14 protein-coding genes are annotated in these 12395 nt (G+C 67.3%); 7 read left to right on the plus strand and 7 right to left on the minus strand.

All coding sequences use genetic code 11. The features are described 5' to 3' along the window. Positions 1 to 14 precede the first annotated feature (14 nt). Positions 15 to 644 (plus strand): TetR/AcrR family transcriptional regulator, encoded by a 630-nt coding sequence (locus KCTC_RS03585; protein WP_164512463.1) that lies wholly within the window; start codon positions 15 to 17, stop codon positions 642 to 644. A 37-nt stretch (positions 645 to 681) separates the two neighbouring features. Here the strand turns inward: KCTC_RS03585 and KCTC_RS03590 are convergent, their stop codons facing one another. Beyond that, the gene (locus KCTC_RS03590; protein WP_164512464.1) at positions 682 to 1644 is read right to left on the minus strand and encodes an SGNH/GDSL hydrolase family protein; all 963 of its coding nucleotides are present in this window, start codon (positions 1642 to 1644) and stop codon (positions 682 to 684) included. Positions 1645 to 2069: 425 nt separating this feature from the next. On the opposite strand from KCTC_RS03590, the gene KCTC_RS15240 reads away from it, so the two are divergent. After that, positions 2070 to 2387 carry an HNH endonuclease gene (locus tag KCTC_RS15240; protein ID WP_408636114.1) on the plus strand — a complete coding sequence of 106 codons (318 nt, stop codon included), beginning with the start codon at positions 2070 to 2072 and terminating at the stop codon, positions 2385 to 2387. A gap of 714 nt (positions 2388 to 3101) precedes the next feature. Here the strand turns inward: KCTC_RS15240 and KCTC_RS03600 are convergent. After that, the gene (locus KCTC_RS03600) at positions 3102 to 4754 is read right to left on the minus strand and encodes a nuclease-related domain-containing DEAD/DEAH box helicase (RefSeq protein WP_231998815.1); all 1653 of its coding nucleotides are present in this window, start codon (positions 4752 to 4754) and stop codon (positions 3102 to 3104) included. A gap of 87 nt (positions 4755 to 4841) precedes the next feature. Here KCTC_RS03600 and KCTC_RS03605 point away from each other — a divergent pair, with 87 nt between their 5' ends. Both KCTC_RS03605 and KCTC_RS03610 read left to right on the plus strand, forming a co-directional pair. After that, the gene (locus tag KCTC_RS03605; RefSeq protein WP_125566839.1) at positions 4842 to 5147 is read left to right on the plus strand and encodes a hypothetical protein; all 306 of its coding nucleotides are present in this window, start codon (positions 4842 to 4844) and stop codon (positions 5145 to 5147) included. Next, a complete protein-coding gene (locus KCTC_RS03610; RefSeq protein WP_125566841.1) occupies positions 5144 to 5458 on the plus strand; it encodes a type II toxin-antitoxin system PemK/MazF family toxin in 315 nt (104 codons plus the stop codon). Before KCTC_RS03605 ends, KCTC_RS03610 begins: the two co-directional genes overlap by 4 nt. A gap of 70 nt (positions 5459 to 5528) precedes the next feature. On the opposite strand, the gene KCTC_RS03615 is transcribed toward KCTC_RS03610, so the two are convergent. Genes KCTC_RS03615 through rnhA form a run of 5 tightly spaced genes read right to left on the minus strand, consistent with a single transcriptional unit; the run spans position 5529 to position 10160 of the window. Beyond that, positions 5529 to 6512, minus strand: a complete 984-nt coding sequence (locus tag KCTC_RS03615) for a pseudouridine synthase (RefSeq protein WP_125566843.1) — start codon at positions 6510 to 6512, stop codon at positions 5529 to 5531. Between the two features lie 35 nt (positions 6513 to 6547). Further along, positions 6548 to 7387, minus strand: a complete 840-nt coding sequence (locus KCTC_RS03620) for an alpha/beta fold hydrolase (RefSeq protein ID WP_125566845.1) — start codon at positions 7385 to 7387, stop codon at positions 6548 to 6550. Next, entirely contained in the window at positions 7384 to 8880 is a 1497-nt protein-coding gene (locus KCTC_RS03625) for an FAD-dependent oxidoreductase (protein WP_125566847.1), read from the minus strand. The genes KCTC_RS03620 and KCTC_RS03625 overlap by 4 nt, the downstream gene beginning before the upstream one ends. A 55-nt stretch (positions 8881 to 8935) precedes the next feature. Beyond that, entirely contained in the window at positions 8936 to 9661 is a 726-nt protein-coding gene (locus tag KCTC_RS03630) for a lysophospholipid acyltransferase family protein (RefSeq protein ID WP_164512466.1), read from the minus strand. Positions 9662 to 9701: 40 nt separating this feature from the next. Beyond that, a complete protein-coding gene (gene rnhA, locus KCTC_RS03635; RefSeq protein WP_125566851.1) occupies positions 9702 to 10160 on the minus strand; it encodes a ribonuclease HI in 459 nt (152 codons plus the stop codon). Positions 10161 to 10223: 63 nt separating this feature from the next. Between rnhA and KCTC_RS15245 the strand changes: the two genes are divergently transcribed. The 3 genes from KCTC_RS15245 (at position 10224) to KCTC_RS03645 (ending at position 12388) form a co-directional block, all read left to right on the plus strand. Continuing rightward, positions 10224 to 10301, plus strand: coding sequence for a putative leader peptide (locus KCTC_RS15245; protein ID WP_408636115.1), 78 nt, complete (start codon positions 10224 to 10226; stop codon positions 10299 to 10301). Positions 10302 to 10428: 127 nt separating this feature from the next. Further along, a complete protein-coding gene (locus KCTC_RS03640) occupies positions 10429 to 10926 on the plus strand; it encodes a flavin reductase family protein (protein WP_125566853.1) in 498 nt (165 codons plus the stop codon). 112 nt (positions 10927 to 11038) lie between these two features. Then, on the plus strand, positions 11039 to 12388 hold the full coding sequence (locus tag KCTC_RS03645) for an LLM class flavin-dependent oxidoreductase (protein WP_125566855.1): 1350 nt from the start codon (positions 11039 to 11041) through the stop codon (positions 12386 to 12388). Positions 12389 to 12395 lie beyond the last annotated feature (7 nt).

Below are 12395 nucleotides of genomic sequence, written 5' to 3' on the forward strand. Positions count from 1 at the left end.
AGGAACAAGACGGGATGCGTGAGCGTCTCGTCACAGCGGCCGTGGCCGTCATCGCCGAGCACGGAGTGGGCGGGTTTTCCGCTCGCCGGGTCACCCGCGCGGCGAACACCTCGACGATGGCGGTCTACACACAGTTCGGATCCATGGAGTCACTGGTCGAGGCAGTGATCGATGTCGCGTTCAGCCGGATGGAAAGGGCTCTGGCGGAGGCCCCGGCCACCGATGACCCGTTGCGGGACGTGAGCGCCCAGACCTTGGCGTACCTCAACTTCGCCACCCACAACAGAGACCTCTACGGGGTCATGTTCGGAACGATCCCCCTCGGCCCGTACCGGCGCACAACACCCAGCCAACTCCGGACCGGTCGCACCCAGACCCTTGACCGGGTCGGCGCCAATCTTGCGAGAGCCGCTGACGAGGGGCGCATCGCTCCTCGTCCCATCACCGACCTGGCGTTCATGTGGTGGAGCACAATCCACGGGTACGCGCTGTTGGAGACCACCGGACACATCCGCGCCACACCAGGACGCAACCGGATCCTCGCCGCGCTTCTCGAAACGATGTTCATCGGACTCGGGGACCGACCTGCGGAGGCGAATGATTCGGTCACGCGTGGCCTCAACTCCGGCCACGGGCGCGCCTGACTGGCACACCGTCGCCCATTCCGCCGCGACGGGCCCCCTACGGAGTCGCGATCGCGGAGTAGACGGCCTGGGTCTGTGCGTTGGCGCCGCCCTGATTCGGGTGGAACGGGAAGGCGAGCAGAAGCGCGTTCTGAGTCGACAACGGGACCAGCCCCTCGATGTCACGTACATCGGGCGCCTTGCAGACGTCGTGTCCGACCGTGGGCGTGAAGGTGTCGACCAGTTGGGCGTGCGTCAAGGTGGCGACCGTCGCCAGCATGGCGTTCATCTCCCGGAACTTGTCCGCCATGTACGCCATGTCGGCGTCCGGCACCGGCACGACCGGCCAGCACCCCTTGCCGTTCAGCGGAACGCCGTCGAGATAGTTCACCAGCAGGATCCGGGCATGCGGGGAACGCTGGTGGACGCCGGCGATGGCCGCGGCGATCTTGGGAGCGGTGGCCTTGACCGCGGCGCTGATCTGGTCGACACCGTCCGCGGTGAACTTCGCCTTGCAGCCCTGGCCGGGCAGGTCGAACGGCAGCAGGCTCAGGCACGCCTCGATGTCGGTGGCGAGTCCGATGTCGTTGCCGCCGATCCCGAGGGTGACCAGGTCGGTCGTAGGGGTGAGCTTGTCGAACTGCGGCGCAGCAGTGCCGCCCAGGGGCAGTCCGGTCTGCGGATGGGTCATGTCGACCGTCGTCGCGCTGCCGCAGGTGGCGTCGCGGAAGACCGCAACGTGCAGCATTTCGGCGATCTGGTGGGGGTAGTTGCTCGCCGACTGCGCGCAGTCGATCGGGACCGAATCCGTCGTCGGCGGGAAGGCCGTCAGCACGTCGGCGCTCCAAGAGTCGCCGAGCGCGACGTACTCCCGATACCGAGGAACCGCGGCGCCAGCGCTGGAGGGAACCAGGGCGACGAGCGTCGTGCCGACTGCGGCGAGAGCGATGGCGGCCGAGTACGAGCGGGAGCCGAGCATGGGATCCTCCGGAGCAGCCGAGGGGTGGGGGTGGTTGCGCACGGCCTGACGCAGCCTTGTCATCCTCGGTCGCGGCACCTCAGCAAGGGAAACAACAAACCTGTTCAGATTCACAGGCAGACGACGTTCAAACTCTCCGACGCGCACCTCGAGCGACGACACCGCGAGGTTTGATGTCCGAAATGTGCGCGCAATTCCGCCGGGACCGGACCCGAAAGTCCGATGCGCTCGCCGTCGGGAGTCGCTACGTTTCCCGCGTGACCGCCCCGACGCCGACTCATCACGTCGGCCCGGACTGGTCGCGGATGACCAGCACGTTCTGGCATGGGCTTGAGCCACAACTCTCCTGGTTCATCCCACTGGCCGCGGTCATCCTCGTCCTTGTTGCGCCTCACCCCCTGCGCGGACCCAACTCGCGAAAGCGGGATCGGTGGCGCACGTACAAGTTCGACGTCCGTCGGCAGGTCATGGCACGGGCCGGCGGTCGATGTGAAGCAGCTGCGTTCATCTGGTTCGGTCGCTGCAATAGACCAGCGGCTGAAGCCGACCACGTGTACCCCTGGTCCAAGGGCGGGCCGACGACATTCATGAACGGGCAGGCTCTCTGCCGCGGACACAACCGACACAAGGCCGCCATGACTCCGCCATGGTGGTACGTGGTGCTCCTCGAGCGGCGGAGACGGTCATACGTACCGGGCGGCACGCCGATCCGCGTCTCCGCCGCCCTGAGTAACCGCGAGAAGCAGCGAAAGGGCGGCGGAGTTCAGGGCAGAATCGAGGGATGACTCGGACCCGCTTCGCATTCCTCGGAGTTCTTTTGGTCCTGGCCACAAGCCTCTCAGCGTGCGGCCGCGAATCGGACGCGGATCACGCGCGGCACGGGTGCCAGACCGCTGCGCTCCATGCATTCAAGCTTGGCAATGATGCGCGGTTCAGCGAGTTGAAGGTCACCTCCGTTGATCATTCGGCCGTTCGGTCACCTTTCGACTGGCTCGTCACGGGCTACGTCAACGACAAGGAATTCACCGGGTACGCACAGCGCATGACGGACGGGCACTGGACGTGCACCGTTGAGAGGATCGCGGGCTAGTGCATCGATGAGTGCACGTTGATTTGCCACTGTGGGACAGTCGGTGGACCGACATCGCTATGGTCTGGACATGTCATCCGGTCGACCGCCGCGAGTAGCGATCTGGGTTCCCTACATCACGATCGGCGTTCCAATTCTGGTTGGAGTGCTCCTGCACCTGGTCTTGCCCGCGGGGCAGCCAAACTTCTGGATCTCGTTGCTCGGACTCATCGCAAGCTATGTCGTCACTGGCCGCGCACTGAAGTGGCTTTTCACCCGACACGGCCTGGACTAGGCGTCCGCTCTGCCGCGATCAGGTGTGCCAGTCCGCCACAGCTTGAGCCTTCGTAGGGGTGCGGGAAGGCTCGCTGTATCCGGCCTTGATGCGTCCGCGTGCCCGTACGTCTGATCCAGCCTCACCCCGACAGAATCACGCGATCCCCAGCCGCTTCGCGACCTCCGGCCCGCCAACCGCGCGCACGACCTCGGGATCACCGACGACGATCAACAGGTCCGTCGCGCGCGACATCCCGACGTACAGGCGCTCTCGTGCCCGATCCCGAGTACCGTCTTCATTGAGCACGAGTACGACGGCCGACCGTTCCAATCCCTTGCAGCCCAGGACGTGCCCGTAGAAGACCTCGTCCCCGTCGAAGTAGTTCTGCCAGTAGCCGAGTTGGCCGACACGGTCCTGCTCCCCGGCCTGTGCCCAGTGGCGAGTACCGGTGGTGATCAGGGCGATGTGGCCGCGGCCCCAACCGTCTTCGATGAGTCGGTCGATCTCAGCGTCGGCAGTGTCGACCGTGTCGTCGACCGAGGCAGCGACGAACTGGACCGATGGCCCAGTGCCGCCTCGTGAGTACATCCGCGACGGTGCCAGCGGACTGAACGCCTCGTGGATCTCCCTGGTGTTGCGCAGGCAGTGGTCCAGCACCAACGGTACGAGCGCGACGGGAGGGCGTCCGAAACGACCGAAGATCCGCTGGTTCTCGTCGGAGAACACGTACACGCCGCCCTCGTCCTCGTCGCGCAACGAGGTGAGCAACGGGGTCCACCACGTGTCGGCGAAGTCCTGCGCCTCGTCGACCACGAGGGCATCGAATCTCTTGCCGTCGGGGAGTTCGCGCGCCAGCTCCGCCATGGTGAGCGGCAACTCCTCCTCCCAGAAGGACGAAGCCGTACGGTCCCCGAAGTCTGCGACGCCGAGCGTGCGGGCAAAGTCCTCGAATGTCCCGACGAACGCGGGCTGGTCCTTGCGCGGCCACGCCGCGACCTGACGCTTGAGATGCTCACCGAGCCCGATCGAGTAGCAGAGCAACGCCGTACGCTGCGCCTTGCGATCGTGCCGCCCGCGGGTCAACTCCTTCGCCTGCTGGAGCGCCAGAACGGTCTTCCCGCTCCCCGCCCCGCCGCGTACTTCGATCCGGTTCAGAAGCCGGGCGACCGACAGGATCATGCCCTGCTGTTCGGTCAGCCGATCGGCGGTGGCCTGCCGCTCGAGCGCCTCGGCATTCACGTCGTACGAGGTCGCGAGCCGGCCACCGAGGATCTCGCCCAGGGTGGCGGCGTCATCCAACGCCGGGACCCGGTGCCCCGTGTCGAGATCGTGCGCGTTGCGGCGTACGTGGGCGATCAGGCTCTTGACGTCCTCACGGTCATGGAGCGCCAATCGCGGAAGGTCGGGCAGGTCGGCATCCGGGAAGACGCTGTACGGGACGACGACGCCGTGCGCCCATCGGATCCGACCCCGACTCCCCCACCTCGGGTCGGACTCGACGTACTGCCGGATGGCGTACTTCGCGTCGCGCGCCTGATCCACCGGGTGAATCCACTTCGACTCACCGGACACGGTCTGGATCCAGCCGTCCTCGTACCAGATCGACCCGCCCTTGACCTCGAGGACGAGTACGCCGAAGTCGGGCATGACAACGACCAGATCGGCCTCGTGGTCCTTGGTCTCGTCAGTCAGCCGAAAGTTGGCGAGCAGTACGTCATCGGGGCCCAGCGAGGTACGCAACTGCTCCCAGACCTGCTGCTCGGAGCCCGTCGTGAACGCGGGCTCGGCAGGGATCAGATGGACCACGGCGATGATCATGCCCGGTTTTGGCCCGCCTCACACATCGAAGTGCTGCACTTGTTTGATGCAGTTCGGTGATGCACACTGTGAGGCATGAGAACTCTTGACCCGGTAGCAGGGCGCAAGTCGCTTCCGATGTCGGCTCGCGACATCGCAGACGTGGAGGCGCTCAGGGCGTCCGAGGAGCAGCGTGCTGCGCTCGGTCATCTGACAGGCCTTGACGTGGCCGGTGAAGTCAGCGAGTCGCTGGTGCTCCGCACCGTCTTCGAGTTGGGCCTTCAGGCCTTCCACGCGAGCTTGGAAGAGGCCGGGTACGCGGCAATCGCGGAGGGGTACGACTCCGCTGCCGAGAAGCGCGCCGCGCGCCGTCGCCGCCCGGAGTGGGCCGACGAGTCATGACGTCGTTGACGCGCGGACAGGTCGTCCGTGCAGACATCGGACTGGACGAACCGAAGTTGTTCGTGGTCGTGTCGAACAACCGACGCAACCGGGCCCTACCGACGATCCTGGGGGTCCGGCTGACCACCTCGCCGAAGCCACCCATGGCCTCGATCGTGGAGTTCGGCCAAGACGAAGTGTTTGTCGGACGCGCATGCTGCGACGACATCACCGCGTTGTGGGAGGACGAGATCCTCTCCGTCGTCGGGGCGATCTCTCCGCGCGGCATGTCGGCCATCAGGGACGGCCTGGGGGCGGCACTCGGGCTCTGAGCGTGTGGTGACCTTCAGGACGCCTCTTCGGCATTGATCGCCGTAGCGGCGTCCTCAGGCTTGGCCTCCCTCAGAGCGGGACAGCCCGCCCGCTGCGGAACTGCCGCGCCCGACCATCGATCGGATCCACAAACTCCAACTCACTCGCCAGCAGTTGCAGCGGCGTACTGAAGTCGTCGACATCGGTCACCGTCACCTGCGGATACAGCGGGTCGCCCACGATCGGGAGCCCAAGCCCGTTGAGGTGCAGCCGGAGTTGGTGGGTGCGGCCGGTGCGCGGACTGAGGCGATACACCGCCCGGTCAGCACCCACTCGGGCCTCAAGCTCGACCAGCGTCTCAGCGTTCACCGGCGCGTCCGGCACCACCTCCGCCTGCCACTGCCCCGCAGGCTTGCGGATGTGGTTGCGGATCACGACGGGGCCAGCAAACCCGGGGTCGTACGCGGCGAGCGCACGATAGGTCTTGCGGGCCACACCCGTCTCGAAAATCCCCTGGTACGCACGGCGCCACCGGCGCGCCTTCGTCAGCAGAAGGACCCCCGAGGTCACCCGGTCCAGGCGGTGCGCCGGGGCGAGGTCGGGCAGACCGAACTCCTCGCGACCGCGCACCACCACGCTCTGGACGACATGACTCCCGCGCGGGATCGTGGAGAGGAACGCAGGCTTGTCCACGACGACGATCCGCTCGTCCTCATGCAGGACGATCAACTCCCCCGGCACCACCGGCTCGTCCCGCAGGTCACGGTGGAACCAGACAAAGTTGTGGGGCCGGTACGCCTCATCGGCGAGCACCGGACTGCCATCACCCCACACGAAGCGCTGGCTCGCCAGGAACCGGTCGACATCGACGCTCGGCCGCTCGCCCTCAGCCAGACCGGGCACCGCAGCAGCGAGCGCATGGCGCGCACTCGGCTCCACGCTGCGCGGCGGCAGCCGGTGACGCAGCCAGGCACCCATCGTCAGTTCGTGCTCAGGCGCCGTCCCAGTGTGCGGAGTGCGCACCCAGGCCGCTTGCAGGCCGTGCCGCGGCGGGAGGGGCGAACGGGGCGGCACTCGCCGATCCTAGGCACCCAGCGGCCACGGCCTGTCTAAGGCCTCGTGCCGACCCGCTCCAGGATCAACTCCGCCACCAGATCCGGGGCCTCATCCGGCAGCCAGTGCCCCATCCCGTCCAACTGCCTGAACTCGTAGGGGGCCTCGACGAAGTCAGCGCAGCGCATTGCGGCGCCTCGCCCGAAGGCGAAGTCGTGCGTGCCCCACGCGAAGGTGGTCGGCACCTGCACCCGGATGCGGGCTGCGAGCGGGTTCTCCAGCGGCATCGCGCCGTACCACGCCAGGCCGGCGGAGAGGCGGGCACGGTCGCTGCCGACTTCCTCCCAGTACCTCTGATGAACATCCGCCGGCATGCGGGTCCAGCGGCGTACGCGTCCCTGCATCCGCGCGCTTCCCAGGACACGCGCCGGCAGGAACGGGATTCCGAAGACGACCATGTACCAAGCCCGGAACATCTGGCCGCGGAACATCGCGCTGAAGAACGCACCGGGGTGGGGCACCGACAGTGCCGTCCAGGACCGGAAGTGGTGCGGCGCCGTACTCACCGCGAACCAGCCGGCCGCCGCGCCCCAGTCGTGCCCGACGAGGTGGACCGGCTGACCGAGCTCCCCCACCAGCACCTCGATGTCGGCAGCCAGGTTGCTGAGTCGGTAGTGCCACCGCCCCCGCGGACGGGCACCCGGAGAGTAGCCACGCTGGTTGGGCGCGACCGTGCGGTAGCCCGCCTCATGCAGCCGCGGCACGACGTGATCCCACAGCGTGTTCAACTGCGGGAAGCCGTGCAGCAGCACGATGACCTCGCCGTCGAGCGGCCCCTCGTCGTTGACGTCGAAGACCAGATCGCCGTGACGGTACGACGTCAGTCGGCCGGTCATCGCATGACCCCATCGGGCTGGGCGAGCGTCCGCAGGGGCAGGTCGAACCGCTCCGCGAGCGTCTCCAGCGACTTCCGGTAGTGCGCGAGGCGGCGCTTGCGGCCGGCCAGGAACTTGAGCTGCCCGACCATCCTCCTCGGCAGCGGATACCACTTGTCGAAGTCGAGACCACAGTCCTCGAAGACGTGCAGCGGCACGTGCTCGAAGGTGACCAGCAGGTTGTACTGCGCGAGCGTCACAGCAGCCATCGTCGCGGCCACCTTCGAGCGCCCGATCATCTCGTTGCCGTCGGCCTGCAGCAGCGGCGCCGTGGACAGCTTGCCGAGGAACAGCAGGTGGGTGAGGAAATAGCCACCGAACGAGGAGAACCCGAACATCGCCGACGTCCCCACGCTGAGCACCCGCCCCGAGGCAGAGATGTACGGCGCCTCCTGGAGCTGCTCGTGCTTCTTGAAGTAGCCGGTGCAGTTGATCACCCAACTGCCCGGCTCGATCGCAACCCGATCGCCCGTACGGGTCAGCATCGTGACGTCCTCGCCCTCATCGACGATGTCGGTCAGATGGCCCATCACGACGCGGCTCAGCCCGGCGCGGACCCGATCACTTTCGCCCTCGGACAGGATCCCGAGCAGGAAGTGTTTCCCGCCGTCGATCGGCTGGGTCGCGTACGTACTCCGGAACCAGTCCACGACCTCGGCCTCGTTGGTCCCATCGAACCGGTCCGCGAGCCCGGTCAGGATCGCATTGGGGCGGGTGCCGCTCCACCAACGAGACAGGCCCTTCGGATACATCAGGTCCCGGTTGGCGAACACCGTCCCGGTGCCCGCGACGATGTTGACCTCTCGACCCGGGAAGTGCGCGATCAGGGTGTGCGCGGTGTCGATCGCGGTCTTGCCGCTGCCGATGATCCAGACCGGGGCGTTGTCGGCGGCGATCTCGCCGGTCCTGACATCGCACTCATCCGGGGAGACTGAGCGGACGCGCGTACTGCTGAGAGCCAGCGGCGGGTTGGTCTCGATGTCGAGGCCCGACGCGTCGATCACCTGATCGGCGACCACCGTCAGGGTGTCCCCCGCGGTGTTGCGACAACTGACCCGGACGATGGAGTCGATCTCCTCGATCGCGACCGCCTCCCGACCCATCACGTCCACGAGCGTCACGCGCTTGCGGACCTCCTCGACGCAATGCTGCAGGTGGCCGATGACCTCGGCCTTGTCCGCGAGATGCTCGGGCGGCTTGTCGATGGTCCACTTCTCGTTGCCGGCAGTGAAGAACGGGTGCGGCTGGTGGAGGCGTACATAGTCGTACGTGTCGATCCACATGCCGCCCACCTCGTCGCGACGGTCGACCAGCGCCACCCTGGCGCCCGGCTTGAGGTACTGGCTCGCGACCCAGAGCGCGTTGACCCCGCACACGCCGGCGCCGATGACGCAGAGATCGACGATCACCGACGTCTCGGCGTCGCGTACGTCCGTCGCGGTGGTGTGTTCCATGGATCAGCCTTTCGCCGGGGTTCCATCGTAGGGAGCCTGCCAGCGGCAGCGGCCGCTACTTCTTCAACTTCTGCCGTACGACCCAACCACCCAGGCCAACAGCAGCCGCCACAGCAGCAACCGTCGTCGGCCGAGTCATCCAGCGCCCGTACTCATCACTGATCTGCGGCCACACCGCGTTGATCGCCGTGGCGGCATCTTCCGGCGTCGCCTCCAGGCCCGCGACCGACACGGGCGTACCGAACGCGATCCGGACCTTCCGCGGCAACGGCCAGCGGCGCTTCTCGGTGCCAGTGATCGTCGCCGGGATCAGCGGTGCGCCGGCTTCGATCGCGAGTCGGGCGGCGCCGCGCTTCGGAGAGCCGAGGCCCTCGTCGCGTACCCGGGTCCCCTCCGGGAACAGTGCCAGCGCATCACCCCGGGCGAGGATCGCTCGCGCCGTCTCCATTGCCTCAGCGTCCGACTCGCCGCGGCGTACCGGGAACGCTCCGAGGGCCAGGAACAGCCGGGCGTACCAGGTGTCCTCGAAGTAGTCCGCCTTGCCCATGAAGTGCACCGGCCGGCGCAACACGATGGCCACGAAGAACGGGTCCCAGAAGCTCTTGTGGTTCGGCACGATCACGATCGGGCCGGTCTTCGGTACGTTCTCGCGGCCAGTGGCGCTGAAGCCACACAGGATCTTCGTGATCAGCGTCGCCAGCAGCTTCACAGCCCAGTAGAACGGGCCACTGACACCGATCTCGCGGGCAATCCGATGGGCTTCTGCATTGGTCATCGCCATGGACCGATCATGGCCGCGATCGAGCCGGTCAGCCAGCGTTTCAGCCGCGCGCCGCCTCGGCCATCGCTGCCTGCATCCCCCGGGTCGCCAGCTCATCGGCCAGTTCGTTGTCCGCAACCCCGGCATGGCCCTTCACCCAGAACCACTCGACCTCATGCCGCTCACACGCCGCCTCGAGTCGTTGCCACAGATCGACGTTCTTGACCGGCTGCTTCGCCGACGTCTTCCAGCCGTTGCGCTTCCACCCCGCGAGCCAGCCGGTGATGCCACCACGTACGTAGGTGGAATCGGTGTAGATGTGCACCACGCACGGACGCGAGAGGGTCTCCAGCGCCATGATCGGCGCGGTGAGTTCCATCCGGTTGTTCGTGGTCTCCGTCGGCTCGCCTCCGAACAGCTCCCGCGCATGCTCGCCGTAGCGCAGCACCGCCCCCCAACCGCCCGGGCCAGGGTTCGGCGTACACCCGCCGTCGGTGTGGATCACGACGACGTCAGACATGGGCGTCAGCGTACGCATCTCCCTGTGTTGACATTGTCTACTGACTTACTATAGAAATACGTCATGGCCATCACCGCACGTCGCCTCGTGACTCGTCGTCACGTCGATCTCGTGCGCGTCGCCTCCAGTTTGTGTCAGTGACCAGTTCCCCTCACTGAAGCCGCGGCACCAGCCGCCGGCACCGAACTTCCCGTCCTCGTCCCCCCGGCGTGTGACGGGCCATGCCTACGCACGCCCTGCGCCGTGCCACACCCTGGAGCACACCCTCATGACCACGTTCGCCACCAATCAGGACCTCTCCGCCTCCGCCCTTCGCGAGGTCTTCGGAGCCTTCCCCTCCGGTGTCGTCGCCCTCATCGCCGACATCGACGGCGCCCCCGTCGGGCTCGCCGCGAGTTCGTTCACCTCGGTGAGCCTCGACCCGCCGCTGGTCTCGATCTCGATCGCGAACGGCTCGAAGACCTGGCCGGACCTGCGCCGCGCGAGCCGCCTCGGTGTCACCGTCCTCGCCGGGCACCACGCCGAGTTCGCCCGTCAGCTCGCAGGCCCCGTGGAGAAGCGCTTCGACGACATCCCGCTGGCCTCGACCGACACCTCCGCGGTGTACGTACGCGACGGGGTCGCGCATTTCGAGACCAGCATCCACAGCGAACTCCCGGCCGGTGACCACACGATCATCCTGCTCCGGGTGCACAGCCGCTCGGCCCTCGCAAGCGCCGAGCCGCTCCTCTTCCACCGCAGCGGATTCCGGCAGTTCTCCGCATGAGTACGCACCTCACCCGCCGCCTGTCGATCGACCTGATGCGTGCCCGGGCCCAGCGATGTCGCTGCCACCTCGCCCGCACCATCACCCACTTCTCAGACCGCAAGGACCTCCCATGACCCGCCAGCTCTCCCTCAACGCCTTCATCCATGACACCGGCCACCACGAAGCCTCGTGGCGCCACCCCGACAGCGGCGTGGACCGCGTCGGCGACATCGCCTGGTACCAGGACATCGCCCGCAAGGCCGAGGCCGCCAAGCTCGACGCCGTCTTCCTCGCCGACGGACCGGTGTGGTGGGGCACCAGCCACCGCCCGAGCAACCAGTTCGAGCCGATCACCCTCCTGACCGCCCTCGCCACCGTCACCGACCGGATCGGCCTGATCGCCACCGCCTCGACCAGCTACTACGAGCCGTACAACCTCGCTCGCCTGTTCGCGAGCCTCGACCGGATCTCCGGCGGTCGGGCCGGCTGGAACATCGTCACCACCCAGGGTGACGAGGCTGCGGCCAACTTCGGTCAGGTCGTCGCCGCGAGCGCCGAGACGCGGTACGCCCGCGCCCAGGAGTTCCTCGATGCGATCACCCGCCTCTGGGACAGCTGGGAGGACGACGCCGTCGTCGCCGACCGTGAGAGCGGCGTGTACGTCGATGTCGACAAGGTGCACCCGATCGACTTCATCGGTCACTTCCTCAAGGTCAAGGGCCCGTTCAACGCGCCGCGTACGCCCCAGGGCCGACCGGTCTATGTCCAGGCGGGTTCCTCGAACGAAGGCCGGAACTTCGCCGGTCGCAACGCCGAGGCCATCTTCACCGCGCACCAGACCCTCGCCGATGCGCAGGCGTTCTACGCCGACATCAAGGCGAAGGCGCGCGCGTTTGGCCGCAACCCCGACCACGTGAAGGTCCTGCCCGGGATCAGCCCGTTCATCGGGGACACGCCAGCCCAGGCCAAGGAGTTGTACGACGAGTTCAACCGCCTGACGGTGCCTGCGTACGGCCTCCAGCAACTGACCGCCATCGCCGGGGTCGACCTCTCCGACCTGGACCTCGACAAGCCGGTCCCCGCTGGCATCTTCGACGGCGCGGGCGACGTGCTCAACAACAACCGCAGCCGCCTGCAGGTGGTCGCCAACATCGTCGAGCGGGACCGTCCGACGCTGCGCGAACTCCTCCACCGACTTGCCGGCGGCCGTGGCCACAACGTTGTCCACGGCACTCCGGTCCAGATCGCCGACACCATCCAGGAGTGGTTCGAGGGCGGCGCGGCCGACGGCTTCAACGTGCTGCCGCCGTTGTTCCCGCAGCACCTCGAGGCCTTCACCTCGAAGGTCGTCCCGATCCTCCAGGAGCGCGGACTGTTCCGCACCGAGTACGCCGGCAGCACGCTGCGCGAGCACTACGGACTCCCCCGCCCTGACAGCCAGTACGCCACGGATCTTCCCGTCGCCGCCGGCCAGAACTGAACCGCCC

This window comes from Nocardioides baekrokdamisoli, from assembly GCF_003945325.1.
In the GTDB taxonomy this organism is placed as follows: domain Bacteria; phylum Actinomycetota; class Actinomycetes; order Propionibacteriales; family Nocardioidaceae; genus Nocardioides; species Nocardioides baekrokdamisoli.